We start from the raw sequence: 21,557 nt of genomic DNA on the forward strand, positions 1-21,557 counted from the left end.
TGTAAATCCGCAGCTCGCTGGCGCGTTTTCAAGGGAAGGAATAAACGCCTGAACCCGCATGACCAAGCGTCATGCATCAGGTCATTCAACCAGCGTATTGAGGGTTGCACAGATGTCAGTCGCTACCAGGCTTATCGATGATCAGTTGACACGGGTTGCCCCGGCAGCGGCTGAAACGCTCTACCAATTCGAAGAGTCGCCATTGCTGGCCCGGCAAAATCGCCAGGAATCCAATGCGCGCAGTTACCCGCGGCGCATCCCGCTGGCGCTCAAGCGGGCCAAGGGCATTCACGTCGAGGACGTCGAAGGGCGGCGCTTCATCGATTGCCTGGCAGGCGCGGGCACACTGGCGTTGGGGCATAACCATCCGGTGATCATCGAAGCGATTCAGCAGGTGATCAGCGATGAATTGCCGCTGCACACCCTGGACCTGACCACGCCGGTCAAAGACCAGTTCGTTCAGGACCTGTTCGGCCTGCTGCCGCAACAACTGGCCAACGACGCGAAGATCCAGTTCTGTGGCCCGACCGGCACCGATGCGGTGGAAGCCGCGCTGAAACTGGTACGCACTGCCACTGGACGCAGCACGGTGCTGTCGTTTCAGGGCGGTTATCACGGCATGAGCCAGGGCGCGTTGAGCCTGATGGGCAGCCTGGGGCCGAAAAAGCCGCTCGGCGCGTTGCTCGGCACAGGCGTGCAGTTTCTGCCGTACCCCTATGATTACCGCTGCCCGTTCGGGCTCGGCGGCGAACAGGGCGTGCGCGCCAACCTGCATTATCTGGAGAACCTGCTCAACGACCCGGAAGCCGGTGTGCAGTTGCCTGCAGCGGTCATTCTTGAAGTGGTGCAGGGCGAGGGCGGGGTCATTCCTGCTGACCTGGACTGGTTGCGCGGCGTGCGGCGTATTACTGAAAAGGCTGGTGTGGCGCTGATCGTCGATGAAATCCAGAGCGGTTTTGCCCGCACCGGCAAGATGTTCGCCTTCGAACACGCCGGGATCATCCCGGACGTCGTGGTCATGTCCAAAGCCATTGGTGGCAGCCTGCCGCTGGCGGTGGTGGTCTACCGTTCATGGCTCGACACCTGGCTGCCGGGCGCCCACGCAGGAACTTTCCGTGGCAACCAGATGGCCATGGCTACCGGTTCGGCGGTAATGCGCTATCTTCAGGAACACAACATTTGCGAGCACGCGACGGCGATGGGCGCGCGTCTGTCCGGGCACTTGCGTGCCTTGCAGCGTGACTTCCCGCAACTGGGCGATATTCGCGGGCGCGGGCTGATGCTGGGTGTTGAGCTGGTTGATCCGGCCGGTGTGCGCGATGCGCAGGGTCATCCGCCGGTATTTGCCCGTCTGGCCCCGCTGGTCCAGCGCGAATGCCTCAAGCGCGGGCTGATTCTGGAACTGGGTGGTCGACACGGCAGCGTGGTGCGCTTCCTGCCACCGCTGGTGATCACCGCCGAGCAGGTCGACGAAGTGGCCGAAATCTTTGGTCGCGCACTCAACGCCGCTGTCGCACAGCTTTAATTTTTCGACGTAGCGATACGTTCAATCCCTATAGCTGCTATGAATTGGCACAGCAGCACTGAACCAACACGGAGAGCAGCAATGACTTCAGTATTCGATCGGGAAGACATCGTCTTTCAAGTTGTGGTCAACCACGAAGAACAGTATTCGATCTGGCCCGACTACAAAGCCATCCCCAACGGCTGGCGCACCGTTGGCAAAAGCGGCTTCAAGAAAGAGTGCCTGGCCTACATCGAAGAGGTCTGGACCGACATGCGCCCCCTGAGCCTGCGCCAGAAAATGGAAGCCCAGACGGCCTGATTGAGCGTTATACACAAGTCCTGTGGGAGCGAGCTTGCTCGCGAAGAGGCCGGTACAGCCTTGATCACCGTGCGACGCTGCGCAACTGACTATCGTGCGACGCAGAGCGTCGCGACCTGCATTCCCACGCTGGAGCGTGCGCAACGATAACTGACTATCGTGCGACGCTCCGCGTCGTCATGCCGTTCTGGACGCTCCGCGTCCTCTTGCGACGCAGAGCGTCGAGACCTGCATTCTCACGCTGGAGCGTGCGGAACGATAACCAGACTATCGTGCGACGCTCCGCGTCGTCATGCCGTTCTGGACGCTCCGCGTCCTCTCGCGACCCAGAGCGTCGAGACCTGCATTCTCACGCTGGAGCGTGCGGAACGATAACCAGACTATCGTGCGACGCTCCGCGTCGTCATGCCGTTCTGGACGCTCCGCGTCCTCTCGCGACGCAGAGCGTCGAGACCTGCATTCCCACGCTGGAGCGTGCGGAACGATAATCTCAACTATCGTGCCGATGCTCCGCGCGGCTATCGTGCGACCCAGAGCGTCGCGACTTGCACTCCCCACGCCGGAACGTGCGCAACGATAACCTCACCCCTTGCCAGCCAACACACCAACAATCCCCTGAATATCCCCCTGCAACTCCGCCAGCGGATCAGCACCATCAATCCCCAATACCAGCAACGTGCTGCCTGCCGCTTCAATTGCAGCCTTCACCGGCTCGGGCGGCTGACGATGATCAAGCACCAGTGCCACATCGTTGTCTTTCAGAGTCGCGCTCAGTTTGCTCAATGCCTCGGGCGTCCACTGTTCGTCGGTCAGCACCTGACTGTCGATCAGCTCCAGATTCAGCCCGCTGATCAGGTAGCCGAAGCGGTCTGACAAACTCACCACACTTAAATTGTCGGCACCGGCCAGTGCCGCTTCGCTGCTGGCACTCAGCTTGAGCAGTTGCTGCTTGAACGCCGCCAGATTGGCCTCGATCTTCGGCTTCGCACTCGGTGCCAGGCGCACCAGGTCCGCCGCCAGCACATCGGCCATGCGCCCCATGTTGTTGCTCGCCAGCCACGGCTGACTGTTCAGCCCGTCAGTGCCCTGGCCCGGCTGCACGGCAATCCCCGGTAAACCACCGTCCACCGGGCGGGCTGCATCAATTTCGACGATGCGAATATTACTGCGGCGTGCGTTCGGGTAAAGCGGGTCATCGGCCCAGATCGACCGCAAGCCGATTACCGCGTCGGCGTTGTTCGCCAAGCCGCGCAATGCATCGGCACCGCGCCCTGTGAAGTAAGCAGTCTGGCGCGAGCCGGGCAGGTTGGCCGCGGCAGCGCGTTCCAGCATGACACCGCTGTCCTTGAGCAGAATTTCCCCCAGCCCGTAGGTAATCGGCAGGCTGGCCAGCACCCGTACCGGTTGAGCGCTGTCGGCTTTGGCGTCGGCGGCATACAGGCTGTTGCTGAACAGGCCGGTCATGGCCAGCGCCAGGGTCAATGTGCGTAAAGTAGGCATTTATCCAATATTCCCTTTCAGGGCGGGCAGCGTGCCGCGGGCGATGGCGGCCAGGGCAAAGGCAATGCCAGCCACTAGAATGATCGCCGCGCCGGACGGCACAGGCAGGTCGAAGACGATAGGCAGCAGAATGCCGCACAGGGTGCTGACGGTTGCGATGGCCACTGAAATCCAGAAAAAGCCTTTCAGCGACTGGCTCAACAGGCGTGCCGCCGCCGCTGGAATCACCAGCAACGCACCGACCAGAATCGCGCCGATGACTTTCACGGCGGCAACGGTGATCAGTGTGACCAGAATCACGAACAGGTAATCCAGCGCCTTCACTGCCACGCCGCGCACCGCAGCCAGTTGCGGATTGAAGCTGGCCAGCATGATGCGGTTGTACAACGGCAGGCTCAGGCCCATGACCAGCGAACCAACGATCAGCAACACCAGCAGGTCATTGCCGTTGACAGTCAGTACCGAGCCGAACAGCACGTTTTCCAGAATGTGCACGTTGATTTTGCCGGCCAGCACCAGCAGCAGGCTTGCGCCGAGCGCCAGGGACACCGAGAGGAACACGCCAATCAGCGTGTCCGGTGCCAGTCCGGTGCGGTTGCGCAGGTAGTTGAGGACGATACCGAACAGCAGGCAATAGCCGAACAGCGCGCCATAAGGCCCGGTGTACGGCTCACCGAGCAGAATACCGATGGCCACGCCGGTCAGTGCCGCATGGCCCACCGCTTCGGAGAAGAACGCAAAGCGCTTGACCACCACCAGCGTGCCCAGACCGCCCAGCACTGGGCCGATCAACAGGCCCGCAAGCAGGGCGTTGACCACAAAGCCATAGGCCAGCGCTTCGGGCAGATAGCCGGATGAGGCGAGGCCCTGAATGAACAGACGAAACGTTTCGTAATCCATCACGCGGCGCTCCCGTTAACGGCATCGGCAGTGCGCGGATGAGCAGAAAACAACGTCAGCAGGCGTTCCGGCGTCAGTGCCGTGGCGGCAGGCTCGTCGAACAATACGCGGCGATTGAGCCCGGTCACCTGATCCGCCAGCCGCCGCACCGCATCCAGATCGTGCTCGATCCACAGCACGGTGATACCGCTTCGGCGCCAGTCACCAAGCAGGCGCTCGAAGACTTGAATGCCAGCTTCATCCAGAGCTGACATCGGCTCATCCAGCACCAGCAATTGCGGCGCAGGAATCAGCCCCTGCGCCAGCAGCACGCGCTGCCGTTCGCCACCGGACAGCGCGCCCATGCGCCGCTTGCGCTTGTCCTGCATGCCGACCCGCTCCAGCGCATCGCCAATCGCGGCCGCGTAGTGTTTCGACAAGCCCAGAAACGCCGGGCGTCGCTGGCACATGGCAGCCATAAAATCGTCGACGGTCATCGGCAGGCCACGGTCGAACTCCAGCGCCTGCGGCACATAGCCAATCAGACCCGGCGTGGCAGGCCATTGCAGGCTCAATTGGCCTTGATGCGGTGTCTGCCCGAGCAGGGTCTTGATCAGCGAGCTTTTGCCGCCGCCGTTCGGCCCGACCAGCGCGTGTACGCTGCCAGCGCGCACGTTGAAATGCACGCGGTCGAGAATCATTGTGCGGCCCAACGTCAGGCTCACCTGGTTGAACTCGATGCCTGGCCCCTGGCTGACGATGTCGAGGTTCTGCGCGACAGTCATGTGCCGGACTCCTGAATGGCCCGCACCACGGTGTCGAGGTTGCCGGCCATTTCCTTCTCGTACTTGTCTGCGGTGTATTCGCCATAGGAAATGTGCGACAGCGGGTACAGCTTGACCCCGGATTCACGCTGGATGGTGTCGACGTAGGTGGACGGGAAGTCCATCTCCGAGAAGATCACCTTCACGTCCAGTTCGCGCAGTTGGTCGATGGTCTTTTTCAACTGGCTCGGGCTGGGCTCGATGCCATGTGCCGGTTCCACCACTGCTGTCACTTCCAGGCCGAATTCACGCAGCAGGTAGTCGTAGGCGGCATGTACCGTGGCCACGCGCAGGTCGGCGTTGGGGGCCTTGGTCAGTTTGGCGAGGGCGTCGGCGCGCATCTGCCGCAGGCGCTTGCCATAGGCGCGGGCGTTGGCGGTGTAGGTTTTGGCGTTGTCCGGGTCCAGCTTGCCCAGCTCGCGGGCGATGTTGTTGACCTGGGCGATGGACGCGCTGATCGATAGAAAGGTGTGCGGGTTGACCACCTTGCCTGCGCCACGCGCGGCAACCCCGGTGGCGGCCAGCAACGGCACGTCAGCGTTGGCTTCGATGGTCTTGATGTTTGGCGTTTCACTGGCGGCAATCATGCGGTCGGCGAAATCGTCGTGGCCGACGCCATTGAGCACAATCACGTCCAGCGAACCGATGCGCTTGATGTCCTCGGCGCGTGGCTCGTAGGCATGCGGGTTGAAGCCGGCCGGGATCAGCGGCACGACGTCGGCCTTGTCGCCGACAATATTGCTCACGTAGCTGTAATACGGGTGCAGGGTGATGCCGATGCGCAGGCGCTTGGCCGGGTCGGCGGCGAAGCTGGACGGTGCCAGCAGGGCGGCAAACAACCCTACCAGCAGGACGCGTAGCAAGGGACGGCGTTTGAATGAAATAGGCATGGGCAAGCGGTCTTCTTTCAAAGGAATGCGAAGTTTCAGTGCGGGTGCTGACGGGTTACGCCAGCATCGAATTGCGCGACGACCTGTTTCCAGCCCGCGTCGACCAGGGCTTTGTCGCCGAGGTCGCTGACAGGTGCGATCGAGGCGCTGCGGTTGATCCAGATGTCAGGCTGGTTGTCCGAATCGATGCGCATCAGAAACGAGCCGGCCACGTTCGGCGTCTGGCTCAGGCCCAGATAGGACTGCTCGACCATCTGCCAGACATGACCGCCACGGCTCACCGAACTGGCGTCCTGGGCGAACGGCGCAAAGCCCTCGTCACCCAGTTGCTGCGGGGTAACGGGCGTTTGCTGTTCAGTTGCCAGCAGGTGAATTTCGTCGAGGGTCACGCGCAGGTCGGCGTAGATGCCTTGTTCGGCAGCGGTCAGATCACGTCGCGCATCAAGTTGATGGCTGGCAAGGCTGTGTGTTTCCTGAGTATCACGGTGCAGGCTGACGACCCCGGCCGCGACGCCGAGGATCAGCAGGCACAGCAGCAGGACGTACAGGGTTTCATGCCCGGCACCGGCCGGGCGGACGATTTGTCGGGTTGGCGCACTCATGGGCTGGGGATGTCCGCCTGGTCGATTTCCACCACATGGCCGGGGCCGGCATCGAACAGCACGTAGAACTCGGACGCCGGGCGCTTGAAGGTCACGGTCGAATCCTCACCCAGCTTGCCGGGCACCAGAATGGTTTCGTCGTAGCCGATTACATCCAGGGTCACGCCCGGCGCACCACTGCCGTCGGAAAAACCGCCGGTGCAGCGAATCTGCTCGTTGTCGATCTGTTTGCATTCGCACATCGGGTTGTGCGCCAGTGCGTTGCCACTCAAGCCAAGCAGGCACAGTGCGCTGGCCGTCAGCCAGCGCAGGGAAGGGCGGGCACTCATGGTTTGGCTCCTTGTTTTTTCAGCCACGCCACGGTGGTGGGCGAAGCCTGTTGCAGCGGGATGGAAGTCTGATGCACTGCGCCGTCCCAGCCTTCCATGGTGATCCACAGGTCTGAGTCGGGGCTGGTGTTTTCGGGAATCTGCATGAACGCACTCATGCGGTAGCCACCGCCGAAGAAAATAACCCCGGCGGTGCGCAGGCTGCGTGGTTTGCCGATGCGCAGGTAAGTGGCCTTGACCCGGTCGATGCAGGCGTTGCACAACGCGGCGTTGAAGCTTTTCATGTAGCCCGACGGACCGGACAGGCGCGGGGCTTCGTTACGGTCTTCGGCCAGACGCAGGCTCCACGGGCCGACCTGAATCTCGCCGACGTCGCGTTGACCAAGGCCCTGATCGCCGCGATCCAGCGCGTTGTCGGAGAAGTACTTGGGCATGAAACCCAGCGGAATCAGCACCAGCAGCACGTTGATGTGGAAGCGCCACTTATGCCAGAAGCGGCTCAGCGACGATGCAGGTTGTGCGACAGCGGCCTTGCTCACAGGCTGTTCTCCGGGGTGCGGGTCGCCAGTGGCGAGCGGGTGGTGTCCGGAGTCGAGGCCGGGGTGAAGGTGGCCGGGTTGGTTCTGGACTCACGCTTGAGGGCATTGAGCGTCGCCAGCGCGGTGCGCTTGCTCCAGATCAGCAGCCCGCTGAGCACCATCATGCTCAACAGCAGGCCGAAGAACGCCCAGATCAGCTTGATCCAGATACCGCCGAAGTCGCCGGTGTGCAGCGGGCGCATGGATTCGGTGACGAACTCCAGCTTGTTGCGGTCCGACAACAGGTGTGACGCTGCGATTTCGCCACTGTACGGGTTGATTTCGGCGGTCTGGAACATCAGCGGATACCAGCTGCGCCCGCCAACCTGCATGTTGCTGTAGGCATTGAAGGGCGGAGTGATGAAGCTGGCTTCAAGACCTGGAATCCGCTCCTTGGCGATTTCCACGGCCTTTTCCAGGCTGATGGTCGGTGCCGGGCGGCCGTCGGCGGTCAGCGGCACGGCGCTGTGTGGAATGATCGAGGCGACCTGGGATTTGCTCGAGATACTGATCTGGTTATCGCCAAGAATTGCCTGAATCAGAAACCATGTGCCGGTGATGGAAATCACCGCAATGAACCAGATCGACCACACGCCGCTGAGTCGATGCAGGTCGCCCCAGAAAATCCGCGAGCCCTGGCTGAAGCGTACCGGCTTGAAAAAACCACGCCAGAATTTCTTGTAGACCACCAGCCCGGTCACCAGCGATGCGAGCAGGGGCAGGCCGAGAATCGACACCAGGTACCAGCCCCACGAATAGCCATTGGTGAACGGCACCAGCCACCAGCCGTGCAGTGCGCGGGTGAAGCGGCGGAAGTCGAACGACGGCGTGAGGCCCTGAATCACACCGGTGTAAGGGTTGACGTAAGCCGGCACCGAGCGGCCGTCCGGGTAGGTGACGAACACGCTCAGGGCGAAGTAATCGCCGTCAGGCTGCATGATCGTCCCGACGATCAGGTCCGGCTCGTTGCGCTCGATGGTTGCGCGAATCTGCTCGAAGCTCATGCGTTGGGCGTCGTCGGAGGGGCGGTTGTCACGCATCTCCGGGTTGGCCAGCCACATGATTTCCTTGCTGATGACCGCCAGCGTGCCGGTCACACAGACGATCAGCACAAAGAACCAGATGGGCAGGGCAAGCCAGCTGTGGACGAGAAACCAGATTTTTGAACGGGACTTCTTCGACATGGATAAACAATCTCGATTCACGATGTAAAGCAGCCGCAAGGCGGCCCCTTCTGTCTGTACGCGCGGGCGATATAAAGCCTCGCATTCAGTTAAAGACGAATGAGAACGAGATTCCTGTAGGAATATTTTGCGTTTAAATGAAAAAAATTGTTTCAGAGCTACCGGAAACCCCCGCGTGGCGCAGGAAAAGAGCCTGGGCGGCTAATTTTCTCGTGGCGAAGTACGTTCAATCTGGACATTGGTGTTGCGCCAGGCCGCAGGGGCTCGGGCGCTTTTGCCATCAAGGGAGAGACATCATGAGTCACGCGTTGAGTTTGGATATCCGGCCGCTGCTTGCAGGGGCGGGCAGCTTGCCCATGCTGGTACAGGCGCCCGAGCCCGGTCTGGACTTGATGGAAGCGCTGGGTGAACTCAAGCCATTGGTGGCCGGGCACTTGTACAGTGCTGGCGGGATTCTGTTTCGCGGCTTCGAGGTCGGCGGTGCGGAAGCGTTTCGTGAGTTCGCCGCCGGTTTCGGCGATCCGCTACTCAACTACGAGTTCGGCTCCACGCCGCGCAGCAATGTAACCAAGGGTGTGTACACCTCTACCGAATACCCGGCGCATCAGAGCATCCCGTTGCACAACGAGCAGGCCTACACGCTGGACTGGCCGATGAAGATCTGGTTCTACAGCATGATCGCGGCGCAGACCGGCGGCGAAACGCCGATTGCTGACAGCCGCGAGATCTACCGGCGCATTCCGGCGCGCATCCGTGACCGCTTCATCGAAAAGAAGCTGATGTACGTGCGTAACTACGGCAACGGGCTCGATGTGGAATGGAGCCAGGTGTTCAACACCGAAAATGAAAGCGTGGTCGAGGCCTACTGCCGCGCGCACAACATCGAGTGCGAATGGAAAGACGACGGCGAACTGCGCACCCGGCAGATCTGCCAGGCCGTGTCCCGCCATCCAGTGACCGGCGATACCGTCTGGTTCAATCAGGCGCACCTGTTTCACATCTCCAACCTGCAACCGGAAGTACGCGAAACCCTGCTGGATGTCGTCGATGAAGAAGACCTGCCGCGCAATGTCTACTACGGCGATGGTTCACCCCTCGAAGAAAGCCTGCTGGACGAGATTCGTGGCGTGCTCGACGACTGCACCGTCAGCTTCCCATGGCTGGAAAACGACGTACTGATGCTCGACAACATGCTCGCCGCCCACTCCCGCGCACCGTTCACCGGCAAACGCAAAGTCGTGGTGGCGATGGCGCAGGGGCATTCGGATAAGTAACCGCCTGTAGGTTATCGTGCCTGCGCTCCGCGTAGGCATGCAGTTCCGGGCGCACTGGCCTCTTCGCGAGCAAGCTCGCTCCCGCCAGGCAGTCGAATTTGAGCGTGCGGAACGATAGCTGTCCGGCTGTTGATTATCGTGCCTGCGCTCCGCGTAGGCATGCAGTTCTGGACGCTCTGCGTCCTCGCTTGAGCGTGCGGTGCAATGCAGAGCGCCAGCCTCGAGAAACCTTTCTAAATATTTCCCCGCCAATTCGTTCTTGTTGATACGACCCCGCCCGACGGTCAGCCCCATTCAGCAAGGATCGACCCATGAACCCCGAACACGCCCAGAAACTCGCTCGTCGTTTTGTCGAGTTGCCCCTTGAAAAACGTCGTCTGTTTCTCGATGGCATGCGCAAGGAGAACATGGATTTCTCGCTGTTCCCGATCCCTTCCTGCGCAGGGCTGGCCGAGCGTGACGGGCTGTCTTATGCCCAGCAACGCATGTGGTTTCTCTGGCAACTGGACCCGCACAGCGCAGCCTACAACCTGCCGATGTCGGTGTGCCTGAATGGCCCGCTGGAGCTGCCGTTGCTGGAGCGAGCCTTCAGTGCGCTGGTCGAGCGGCATGAAAGTCTGCGCACCACCTTCGGTCAGGACGGCGACCGGGCGTTTCAGCGTGTTGCGCCGCCGACACCCGTCAGCATCCGCCTGATCGACCTGAGCCAGCAGCCTCACGAACAGCGCTGGGCGAGTGCGCGGCAGGCGATGGCCGAACAGTCGGCGCAGACCTTCGACCTGCAGCGCGGGCCGCTGTTTACCGTGCAGGTATTGCGCCTCGCCGAACAGGAACACCTACTGCTGCTCAACCTGCACCACATGATCACCGACGGCTGGTCGATGAACGTGCTGATCGACGAATGGCTGCGCGGCTATGACGCGCTGCTGGGCGGCAAACCGCTGCCTTTTCAGCCGCTGCTCGTGCAGTACCGCGACTATGCGCTGTGGCAACGCAGCTGGCTGGAGGCGGGCGAACAAGAGCGTCAGCTGGATTACTGGCGCAGTCATCTGGGCGAAGAACACCCGGTACTGGAACTGCCCACAGACCGCCCGTACCCGGCGCTGCCCAGCCACGAGGGCGCGCGTCTGGAACTGGCGCTGGAGCCCGAACTGCTGCGCAACCTTAAAACCCTCGCGCAACGTCAGGGCGTGACCCTTTTCGTGGTGCTGCTGGCAACCTTCAAAAGCCTGCTGCATCGCTACAGCGGGCAGACCGACATTCGTGTCGGCGGCCTGATCGCCAACCGCACCCGCAGCGAAACCGAAGGGCTGATCGGCTGCTTCATCAACACCCAAGTGCTGCGCAGTGAAGTAACGGCGCGAACACGCTTTGTCGATTTATTGCAGACCGTGCGCAATGCTTCGACCGGTGCTCAGGCGCATCAGGAGTTGCCGTTCGACGCGATCATCGACGCCTTGCAACCCGAGCGCAGCCAGAGCCACAACCCGCTGTTTCAAGTGATGTTCAATCACCAACCTGTGGTTGCCGACCTGCTGGACAAACAATTGAGCGGTGGCCTGCGTGTGGCCAATCTGCCTGCCGAGCAACAGGCACTTGCGCAGCGTTCGCACGCCGCAGCCAGTGATCTGATGCTTGCCACCAGCGGCGAGGGCGAGCAACTGAACGCCGCTTTCACCTACGCCACCGATATTTTCGATCAGGCGACCATCACTCGTCTGGCTGATCACTGGCGTAACCTCTTGGCCTCGGTCTGCGTCGATCCGCTGCAAACCATCGGCGAACTGTCGATGCTCTCGACCGATGAGCGTGCGCACCTGCTGGATGTCGACAGCGCCATCAAGGCCGACACCACAACCCCCGCGCATCGCCAATTCGAAGCGCAAGTGCAGCGCACACCGGACGCCCCGGCATTGATCCTCGCCGGTGAAGGCCAGGCACCCAGCCTGAGATACACCGAACTGAATGAGCGCAGCAACCGTCTGGCCTGGCAACTGCGTGAGCAAGGCGTCGGCCCGGACGTTCTGGTCGGCGTGGCACTGGGCCGTTCGCTGGACATGCCCGTCGCGCTGCTGGCCGTGCTCAAGGCAGGCGGTGCCTATGTGCCGCTGGACCTGAGCGCGCCGAGCGAGCGTCTACGTCATGTGCTGCAGGACAGCGGCCTGAAACTGCTGCTGACCCACAGCCCGCAAAGGACGATGCTGCCTGATCTGGCAGGTATTCAGTGCCTGTGCATCGATCAGATGAGCAGTGCTGCAGCCAGCCCGCAAAACCCGGACGTTGCCGTTGATCCGGCCAATCTGGCCTACGTGATCTACACCTCGGGCTCGACCGGCCGGCCAAAAGGCGTGGCGATCAGTCATGGCGCGCTGGCCGAATTTTTAACGCTGGGTGCGGACTACAGCGATCTGCGCGAGGGTGATCGGGTCCTGCAATTTGCGACTCACAGCTTCGACGGTTTCGTCGAGCAGTTCTACCCACCGCTGTGTCGCGGCGCGGCCGTGGTCTTGCGTGACGAGCGTTTGTGGGACAGCGCCACCTTCCATCAGGCTGTCGTCGAACATGGCGTAACCCTGGCTGACCTGCCTGCGGCCTACTGGCTGACGCTGGTTCAGGATTTCGCCGCAAGCCCGCCTGCGCATTACGGCGCGCTGCGGCAGATTCACGTCGGCGGCGAAGCGATGGCCGTCGAAGGCCTGCGCTTGTGGCAGCAGGCCGGGCTCGGGCAGGTGCGCCTGCTCAACACCTACGGACCGACTGAAGCCACAGTGGTCTCGAGCATTCACGATTGCAGCGCGCTGACCCCGGAGCAGGTGTCGTGGCGCGGCGTGCCGATCGGCAAAGGCCTGGCGGGGCGTCGTTTGTACGTGCTCGACGACCAACTGAACCTGCTGCCACAAGGCGCGGTGGGTGAGCTGTACATCGGTGGCCCCGGTCTGGCGCGGGGTTATCACGCCCAGCCCGGCCTGAGCGCCGAGCGTTTCGTGGCTGATCCGTTCGTGCCCGGTGAGCGCCTGTACCGCACCGGCGACCGCGCCAGGCTGCGCGCTGACGGCGCTGTCGAGTACATCGGACGGGTCGACCATCAAGTGAAAATCCGCGGTTTCCGTATTGAACTGGGCGAAATCGAATCGCGCCTGCAGCAATGCACAGGCGTGCGCGAAGCGGTGGTACTGGCTGTCGAGCTGGCGGGCAGCACGCAACTGGTCGCTTACGTGGTGCCGCAGGTCATGGCGAACGGCGATGCCGAGCAACTGGCGCTGCGCCAGGGCATCAAGAGCCAGTTGCAATCCAGCCTGCCGGATTACATGGTGCCGACGCATTTATTGCTGCTCCCGGAGTTGCCACTCACGCCCAGCGGCAAACTGGACCGCAAGGCACTGCCAGCGCCCGATTCAAGCCAGTTGCAGGCGCGTTATCGCGCGCCGCACAACGATGTGGAAATCTGCCTCGCTGCTATTTGGCAAGAAGTCCTGCACGCACAGCAGGTCGGTCTGGATGATCACTTTTTCGAGCTGGGCGGCCATTCGTTGCTTGCCGCGCAAGTCATCGCCCGGATCAAGACGCGACTGGGCATCAGCCTGCCGTTGCGCACCCTGTTTGAAAAACCGCTGCTCAGCGATCTCGCCTTCGAAGTGGCCGCGCTGACCGACAACACAATGGATAACGACTGGAGCGACATGGACCAGTTCATGGACTCACTGGAGGAATTTGGCGCATGACCGGGACCACCGCTGCACGCATCGCGAAACGTTTTGTCGGCCTGCCACTGGAACAACGCCAGCAGTTCCTCGCCCGCTTGCGCCAGGAAGGCAAGGATTTCAGTCTGTTGCCGGTACCGGTCAGCCGTCATGATTTCAGCGCGATTCCGCTGTCGTTTGCCCAGCAACGCCTGCTGTTCCTCTGGCAGCTCGACCCGCAGAGCGACGCCTACAAGATGACCACCGGCCTGCGTCTGCAAGGCCCGCTGAACGAGTCGACATTGCGCCGCGCCTTTGATCATCTGATCGAGCGCCACGAAGTGCTGCGTACTGTGTTCCATACCGACGGTGATCAGGCGCAGCAAGTGCTGCTGCATGATCAGACCGTGGCGCTGGACAGCATTGATTTGTCCGGTCTGGCTGATGTCGAACTGCGCGATGCCGAACTGGCGTTGCGAGTTGCCACCGTCACCAGCCAGCCGTTTGATTTGCGCACAGGCCCGTTGCTGCGTGCGCACCTGTTCCGTCTTGCCAGTGACGAGCATGTGCTGGTGGTGAGCATGCACCACATCGTCTCCGACGGTTGGTCGATGGACGTCATGATTCAGGAGTTCGTGCACTGCTATCAGGCGTATTGCGAAGGTCGCGAACCTGCGCTGCCGGAGCTGCCGCTGCAATACGCCGACTACGCTATCTGGCAACGCAGCTGGCTGGAGGCGGGCGAGGGCGCGCGGCAACTGGATTACTGGCGCAGCCAGTTGGGTGACGAACAACCTTTGCTGGACGCCGCGCAGGATTTCCCACGCCCGGTGACACAAAGCTATCAGGGCGAGCACCTGCGCTTTGATTTCGGTGCTGATCTGTCGCGCCAGCTCAACGCCTTTGCGCGCACGCAGGGCATGACCCTGTTCATGCTGGTGCTGGCCGGTTTTTCGCTGTTTCTGTCGCGCAAGGCCGGGCAACGCGATATCCGCATCGGTGTGCCTAACGCCAACCGCGGTCGCGCTGAAACCGAAGGGCTGATCGGTTTCTTCATCAATACTCAGGTTTTGCGCTGCCAGGTGGACGAGCGCCTCAGCTACCTTGACCTGCTGGCGCAGATCCGTGACACCTCGTTCGGCGCGCAGGCCCATCAGGACGTACCGTTCGAGCAACTTGTCGATCAACTGGCGCCAGAGCGCAGCCTGGGCCACAACCCTTTGTTTCAGGCCAAGTTCAACCAGAACGTAATCCTCAAACAGAAAACCGCGCTCAAGCTGGCCGGGCTGGAAGTCAGCGAATACGCCTTCGACAAGCAGGGCGCGCATTTCGATCTGGCGCTGGATATCACCGACGACGGCACGCTGATTCATGGCGAGATGGCCTACGCCAGCGACCTTTATCGACGCGCCACCGTCGAAGGGTTCATTCCCGAAATGCTTGCGCTGTTCAAAACCCTGCTCGATGCGCCGCAGGCGCCGTTGTTCAGCCTCGGTGCACTGGCAATCGAGCCACCACGCGAAGTGCGCGAACCCGCGCCGCACATGCTTCAGCTCTGGGGCCAACAGGTTGAACACCAGCCGCATGCACTGGCCGCCCGGTGTCTGGATCGCAGCCTGACGACGCTGGAACTGGATCAGGCCGCCAATCAACTGGCCCATCATCTGATCCGGATGGGTATTGGCGAAGGCCAGCCGGTTGCGGTGTTGATGGAGCGTTCGCTGGACTGGCTAACGGCGGTGCTGGCGATCTTCAAGGCCGGTGGTGTGTACATGCCGCTGGACGTCAAAGCCCCGGATGCGCGCCTGCAACAGATGCTGAGCAACGCCCAGGCCAAAGTGCTGCTGTGTGCCGAAGGCGATGTGCGCCAGACGTCACTGGATGTTGCCGGCTGTGAGGGCCTGGCCTGGACGCCTGCGCTGTGGCAGGACTTGCCGGTCAGTCGTCCTGATATCACGCTGTCAGCCGATTCAGCGGCTTACGTTATTCATACCTCCGGTTCCACCGGTCAGCCCAAGGGCGTATTGGTCAGCCAGGGCGCGCTGGCCTCTTACGTGCGTGGTCTGCTGGAGCAGTTGCAACTGGCTCCCGAGGCGAGCATGGCGCTGGTCTCGACCATCGCCGCCGACCTTGGTCATACCGTGCTGTTCGGCGCGCTGTGTTCGGGACGCACGCTGCATGTGCTGACCGAGGCGCTGGGTTTCGACCCGGATGCCTTCGCGGCTTACATGGCCGAGCATCAGGTTGGCGTGCTGAAGATCGTGCCCGGTCATCTGGCCGCGCTGTTACAGGCCAGCCATCCTGCCGATGTGTTTCCGCAGCATGCACTGATCGTCGGCGGCGAAGCCTGTTCGCCTGCGCTGGTCGAGCAGGTGCGTCAGCTCAAACCGGATTGCCGGGTGATCAACCACTACGGCCCGAGCGAAACCACGGTCGGCGTACTGACCCATGAGGTGCCTGCTTCACTATCACAATGTGGGAGCGAGCTTGCTCGCGAAAGCAATAGTCCAGCTTCCCCATTTTGCAAGACTGTAAAGGCCTCTTCGCGAGCAAGCGAAGCGTCGCCCGGCTCGCTCCCACAAGGTTTATATCTATCCACTAAGGTGCCGGTCGGTGCGCCGTTGCCGGGGGCCAGCGCTTACGTGCTGGATGATGTTCTGAACCCCGTTGGCACTCAGGTCGCGGGCGAGCTGTACATCGGTGGCGACAGTGTCGCGCTGGGCTACATCGGTCAGCCTGCGCTGACCGCCGAGCGTTTCGTGCCGGACCCGTTTGCAGAGAATGGCGCACGCGCCTATCGCAGCGGCGACCGCATGCGGCGCAATCATCAGGGCCTGCTGGAATTCATCGGCCGTGCCGACGATCAAGTCAAAGTGCGTGGTTATCGCGTCGAGCCTGCCGAAGTGGCGCGGGTGCTGCTGAACCTGCCTTCGGTTGCGCAAACCAGCGTGCTGGCATTGCCTGTCGATGAAGATGAATCCCGTCTGCAACTGGTGGCCTATTGCGTCGCGGCAGCCGGTGCGGATCTGACCGTCGACAGCCTGCGCGAGCAGTTGGCTGCACGCTTGCCCGACTACATGGTGCCCGCTCAGATCATGCTGCTGGACAGCCTGCCGCTGACCGCCAACGGCAAGCTCGACAAACGCGCCTTGCCCAAGCCGGGCGTGGTCAAACAGCGCTATACCGCGCCGGTCGGCGAGATCGAGGAGAAGCTCGCCGCCGTATGGGCGGACGTGCTGAAACTGGAACAAGTCGGCAGCACCGACAACTTCTTCGAACTGGGCGGCGACTCGATCCTCAGCCTGCAGATCATCGCCCGCGCCAAGCGCCAGGGCATCAAGCTCAGCCCCAAGCAGTTGTTTGAAAAGCAGACCATCAGCCAGTTGGCCTCGGTGGCAAAACTGATCCAGAAAAAGCCTGCTGCGCTGGTCGAACAGGTCAGTGGCTCGCTGCCGTTGCTGCCGATTCAGGCGCGCTTCTTCGAACTGGACATCCCCGAGCGTCAGCACTGGAATCAGGCGCTGATGCTCAAGCCCCTGCAAACGCTGGATGCCAGTCATCTCCAGGCTGCGCTCACTGCACTGATCGAACAGCACGACGCGTTGCGTCTGGGTTTTGCTCTGCAAGACGGCCAGTGGCAAGCCACGTTCGGCGCACTGAACACTCGCGACCTGCTGTGGGTTCATGAGCTGGACAGCATTGAGCGCTTGCCTGAACTGGCCGACGAGGCGCAGCGCAGTCTTGACCTGAAAAACGGTCCGCTGCTGCGGGCGCTGTTGGTCAACCTGCCGCAGGGCGAGCAGCGTTTGTTGCTGGTGATTCATCATTTGGCCGTCGACGGCGTGTCGTGGCGGGTGCTGCTGGAAGACTTGCAACAGGCTTACGTCGCCCTGACTAAGGGCCAGCCTGTGGCGTTGGCAGCGAAAACCACGTCTCTCAAGCATTGGGCCGAGCAATTGCAACAGTATGCGACCGGCGAAACGCTGACCGCCGAGCGCGATTACTGGCTGCACGCTTTACAGGGCACAGATCAACCGTTGCCACGCGACAAGCCCGAAGGTTCGATGCGCAATCGCGATGCGGCCCATGCCTCATCCTGGTTGAGCAAGGACCTGACCCACAAGCTGCTGAAAGTTGCACCTGCCGCGTACCGCACGCAAGTCAACGACCTGCTGTTGACCGCGCTGGCGCAAGTGTTGTGCGAGTGGAGTCAGCAGCCGTCGGTGCTGATCCAGCTGGAAGGGCATGGCCGCGAAGACTTGTTTGACGACACCGATCTCAGCCGTACCGTCGGCTGGTTCAGCAGCCTGTTTCCGGTTCGCCTCACGCCGCAAATCGCGCCGGGTGCGAGCCTGTGCGGGATCAAGGAACAACTGCGTGCCGTGCCGAACAAAGGTATTGGTTACGGCGTATTACGTCATCTCGGCGAGCCGTCGTTTAAGCAACAATTGGCCGCCTTGCCGCAGGCACGAGTCACGTTCAATTACCTGGGCCAGTTCGACGGCAGCTTCAACGAACAACAAGGCGCGTTGTTCATGCCGAGTGCCGACAAAACTGGCACTGCGCTGTGCGAAGACGGCCCGCTGGGCAACTGGCTGAGCCTCAATGGTCAGGTGTTCGACGGCCAGCTGCAACTGGACTGGAGCTTCAGCCGCGAGGTGTATCAAGCTTCGACCATCGACACCCTGGCGCGTCGCTACGAGCAGGCGCTGACCACGCTGATCGACCACTGCACCGCCGGGCATCAGGGCGTCACGCCGTCGGACTTTACGCTGGCGCGCCTCACTCAAACGCAACTCGACGGCTTGCCGATTGCTGCGGGCGAGATCGAAGACATCTACCCGCTGTCGCCGATGCAGCAGGGCATGCTGTTCCACTCGTTGTTCGATGAGGGCGCGGGCAACTACATCAACCAGATGCGCGTGAGCATCAGCGGCCTGGATGTGCCGCGTTTCCATAACGCATGGCAATCAGCGGTGAACAACCACGAAGTGCTGCGCAGTTGTTTTATCAGCCAGAGCGAACAGTCGCTGCAAGTCGTGCAACGTCAGGTCACACTGCCCTTTGTCGAGCTGGATGCGCGTGGCAAGCCGCAAAACTGGCTCGACGACTGGGCGCAGGCCGACCGTCAGCAGGGTTTTGATCTGGCGCACGGTCCGCTGTTGCGCCTGGCGGTAGTGCGCACTGCCGACGACGCGTGGCAACTGGTCTACACCAGCCACCACATTTTGATGGACGGCTGGAGCAGCTCGCGGCTGCTGGGCGAAGTGCTGCAACGCTACAGCGGTCAGACGCCGCCGAAACAGGCGGGACGTTATCGCGATTACATCCAGTGGCTACAGGATCAGGACGCTGATGTCAGCGAGCGCTTCTGGACCGCAGAACTGGCCGAACTGGACGAGCCGACCCGCTTGCTGCAAGCCTTCAAAACATCAACCGATGAGCAGGGCTATGGCGATTACATTCAGCTGATCGATGCCGACGGCACCCGCCGCTTGAGCGAGTTTGCCCGCGAACAGCACGTCACCCTCAACACGCTGGTGCAATCGGCCTGGCTGTTGCTGCTGCAACGCTATACCGGCCAGTCCAGCGTGACCTTTGGTGCGACGGTGGCCGGGCGTCCGGCTGAATTGCCGGGCGTCGAGGAGCAACTGGGCCTGTTCATCAACACCTTGCCGGTGATCGCCAGCCCGCGTTCGGAACAGACCGTCGGCGACTGGGTGCAGCAGGTGCAGGCGAAGAACATTGCCCTGCGCGAGCATGAGCACACGCCGCTGTATGACATCCAGCGCTGGGCACGTAAAAGTGGCGAGCCGCTGTTCGACAACATACTGGTATTCGAAAACTACCCGGTGTCCGAAGCCTTGCAGCGAGCGCCGGACGGTCTGACGTTCAGCGACCTGCGCAATCAGGAACAAGCGCATTACCCGCTGACCCTGGTGGTCGAGGCCAACGACGTGCTGTCGGTACGTTTCAGTTACGACCGGCAACACTTCAGTGCAGAAGGCATTCTGCAACTGGCAGCGCATTTCGATCACTTGCTGCAAAGCCTCAGTGCGTCCGCAACGGCGCGTCTCGGCGAGCTGACCCTGCCGACTGCCTGGACGCAAAGCGTGCAGTATTACCCGACCGGGCAGTGCGCCCATCAACGCATTGAAACCCAGGCCGAGCGCACGCCGCAGGCCATTGCCCTGACTTTTGCTGGCGAGCAACTGAGCTATCAACAGCTCAACTGCCGCGCCAACCAGTTGGCCCATAAACTGCGCAAGCAGGGCGTCGGCCCGGATGTTCGCGTGGGGCTGGCCGCTGAACGCAGTCTGGAAATGATCGTCGGAATGCTGGCGATCCTCAAGGCCGGTGGCGCGTACGTGCCGCTGGATCCGGACTACCCGCAGGATCGCCTGAGCTTTCTGATGCACGACAGCGGTATCGAACTGTTGCTGACCCAGGCGCATTTGCTTGGGCAACTGCCTATTCCTGCATATGTTCAGACACTGGATCTGGCTGATTCGCTGGACGGTTACAGCACGGAAAACCCGGTCAACCAGACCTCGCCAGACAATCTGGCCTACGTCATCTACACCTCCGGCTCGACCGGAAAACCTAAAGGCACCTTGCTCGCCCATCACAACCTGATGCGCCTGTTTGCCGCTACAGATGACTGGTTTAAATTCAGCGAAAAGGACGTGTGGACGCTGTTCCATTCCTTCGCCTTCGACTTCTCGGTGTGGGAGATTTTTGGCGCGCTGCTGCATGGCGGCCGACTGGTGATCGTGCCGCGCGAAGTGACCCGTTCGCCGGAAGAGTTCCATGCGCTGCTGGTTGAACAGCGCGTCACAGTGCTCAACCAGACGCCGTCGGCGTTCAAGCAGTTGATGCGTGTGGCGTGTGATTCGCCTGTGTCGATGTCGCTGGAGAAAGTCATCTTTGGTGGCGAAGCGCTGGACGTCGCCAGCCTGAAGCTCTGGTTCGACCGTTTTGGCGATCATGCACCGCAACTGATCAACATGTACGGCATCACTGAAACCACCGTGCATGTCACTTACCGACCGATAACCGAGGCCGACACGCAAAACCCGGCCAGCCCGATTGGCGAGGCGATCCCGGATTTGTCGTGGTACGTGCTGGACGCTGATTTCAACCCGGTCGCCCAAGGCTGCTGCGGCGAACTGCACATCGGCCATGCGGGTCTGGCGCGGGGTTATCACAACCGCGCGGCGCTGACTGCTGAACGCTTTGTGCCGGACCCGTTCTCCAGCGACGGCGGTCGCCTGTACCGCACCGGCGACCTGGCCCGTTATCGCGCTGCTGGAGTGATCGAGTACGCCGGGCGTATCGACCATCAGGTGAAGATTCGCGGCTTCCGCATCGAACTGGGCGAAATCGAAGCGCGGCTGCAAGCGCACCCGGCCGTGCGCGAAGTGATCGTGCTGGCCGTGGATGGGCAATTGGCCGCGTATCTGGTGTCAGCCGAGCCTGATCAGGACCAGCAAAGCCTGCGCGAAGCCCTGAAAACCGAACTCCGTGCACATCTGCCGGATTACATGGTGCCGACGCATTTCATCGTCCTCGACAAGATGCCGCTGACCGCCAACGGCAAGCTGGACCGCAAGGCGCTGCCTGCGCCGGATGCCGGTCAGTTGCAGGTGGCCTATGTCGCGCCGCAAGGCGAGCTGGAAGAACAATTGGCGGCGGTCTGGAGTGACGTGCTCAAGGTCGGGCAGGTCGGGCGCAGCGACAACTTCTTCGAACTCGGCGGCCACTCGCTGCTGGCGGTACAGATGCTGGTGCGAGTACGTGAGCAGTTGCAGCGCGAGGTCGGCCTCAAGGACCTGTTCGAACAGCCGGTGCTGGCGGACTTCTGCGCCACGCTGCACGAAAAAAATGGTGAAAGTGACCATGCGCTGGACGAATTGACTAAATCACTGGAGGCACTCAAACGTTTATCAGCGGAGGAAATTGATAATTTGATTGCTTAGCAGGAGAGACCCC

13 protein-coding genes are annotated in these 21,557 nt (G+C 61.7%); 5 read left to right on the plus strand and 8 right to left on the minus strand.

Annotation, left to right across the window (positions count from 1 at the left end; genetic code table 11):
- Positions 1-112 precede the first annotated feature (112 nt).
- Positions 113-1,525 (plus strand): aspartate aminotransferase family protein, encoded by a 1,413-nt coding sequence (locus tag KP808_RS08980; protein ID WP_230018162.1) that lies wholly within the window; start codon positions 113-115, stop codon positions 1,523-1,525.
- An 81-nt stretch (positions 1,526-1,606) separates the two neighbouring features.
- Positions 1,607-1,825 carry an MbtH family protein gene (locus tag KP808_RS08985; protein WP_003304661.1) on the plus strand — a complete coding sequence of 73 codons (219 nt, stop codon included), beginning with the start codon at positions 1,607-1,609 and terminating at the stop codon, positions 1,823-1,825.
- Positions 1,826-2,407: 582 nt separating this feature from the next.
- Here the strand turns inward: KP808_RS08985 and KP808_RS08990 are convergent.
- Genes KP808_RS08990 through KP808_RS09025 form a run of 8 tightly spaced genes read right to left on the minus strand, consistent with a single transcriptional unit; the run spans position 2,408 to position 8,611 of the window.
- Positions 2,408-3,325: a metal ABC transporter substrate-binding protein gene (locus KP808_RS08990; protein WP_230018163.1), complete on the minus strand. Its 918-nt coding sequence runs from the start codon at positions 3,323-3,325 to the stop codon at positions 2,408-2,410.
- Positions 3,326-4,225, minus strand: a complete 900-nt coding sequence (locus tag KP808_RS08995; RefSeq protein ID WP_005746818.1) for a metal ABC transporter permease — start codon at positions 4,223-4,225, stop codon at positions 3,326-3,328.
- Positions 4,225-4,989 carry a metal ABC transporter ATP-binding protein gene (locus tag KP808_RS09000; RefSeq protein WP_230018164.1) on the minus strand — a complete coding sequence of 255 codons (765 nt, stop codon included), beginning with the start codon at positions 4,987-4,989 and terminating at the stop codon, positions 4,225-4,227. The genes KP808_RS08995 and KP808_RS09000 overlap by 1 nt, the downstream gene beginning before the upstream one ends.
- Positions 4,986-5,918 (minus strand): metal ABC transporter substrate-binding protein, encoded by a 933-nt coding sequence (locus KP808_RS09005; RefSeq protein WP_230018166.1) that lies wholly within the window; start codon positions 5,916-5,918, stop codon positions 4,986-4,988. The genes KP808_RS09000 and KP808_RS09005 overlap by 4 nt, the downstream gene beginning before the upstream one ends.
- Positions 5,919-5,953: 35 nt before the next feature.
- On the minus strand, positions 5,954-6,520 hold the full coding sequence (locus tag KP808_RS09010) for a DUF6162 family protein (RefSeq protein WP_230018167.1): 567 nt from the start codon (positions 6,518-6,520) through the stop codon (positions 5,954-5,956).
- Positions 6,517-6,849, minus strand: a complete 333-nt coding sequence (locus tag KP808_RS09015; protein WP_004664615.1) for a hypothetical protein — start codon at positions 6,847-6,849, stop codon at positions 6,517-6,519. Before KP808_RS09015 ends, KP808_RS09010 begins: the two co-directional genes overlap by 4 nt.
- Positions 6,846-7,388, minus strand: coding sequence for a thiamine pyrophosphate-binding protein (locus tag KP808_RS09020; protein ID WP_219171223.1), 543 nt, complete (start codon positions 7,386-7,388; stop codon positions 6,846-6,848). Before KP808_RS09020 ends, KP808_RS09015 begins: the two co-directional genes overlap by 4 nt.
- Entirely contained in the window at positions 7,385-8,611 is a 1,227-nt protein-coding gene (locus KP808_RS09025; RefSeq protein ID WP_230018169.1) for a PepSY-associated TM helix domain-containing protein, read from the minus strand. Before KP808_RS09025 ends, KP808_RS09020 begins: the two co-directional genes overlap by 4 nt.
- 296 nt (positions 8,612-8,907) lie before the next feature.
- Between KP808_RS09025 and KP808_RS09030 the strand changes: the two genes are divergently transcribed.
- The 3 genes from KP808_RS09030 (at position 8,908) to KP808_RS09040 (ending at position 21,544) form a co-directional block, all read left to right on the plus strand.
- Positions 8,908-9,885: a TauD/TfdA family dioxygenase gene (locus KP808_RS09030; RefSeq protein WP_230018171.1), complete on the plus strand. Its 978-nt coding sequence runs from the start codon at positions 8,908-8,910 to the stop codon at positions 9,883-9,885.
- A gap of 311 nt (positions 9,886-10,196) precedes the next feature.
- Positions 10,197-13,607, plus strand: a complete 3,411-nt coding sequence (locus KP808_RS09035; protein ID WP_230018173.1) for a non-ribosomal peptide synthetase — start codon at positions 10,197-10,199, stop codon at positions 13,605-13,607.
- Positions 13,604-21,544 carry a non-ribosomal peptide synthetase gene (locus KP808_RS09040; protein ID WP_230018175.1) on the plus strand — a complete coding sequence of 2,647 codons (7,941 nt, stop codon included), beginning with the start codon at positions 13,604-13,606 and terminating at the stop codon, positions 21,542-21,544. Before KP808_RS09035 ends, KP808_RS09040 begins: the two co-directional genes overlap by 4 nt.
- Positions 21,545-21,557 lie beyond the last annotated feature (13 nt).

The organism is Pseudomonas savastanoi, from assembly GCF_020917325.1.
Taxonomy (GTDB): Bacteria; Pseudomonadota; Gammaproteobacteria; order Pseudomonadales; family Pseudomonadaceae; genus Aquipseudomonas; species Aquipseudomonas amygdali.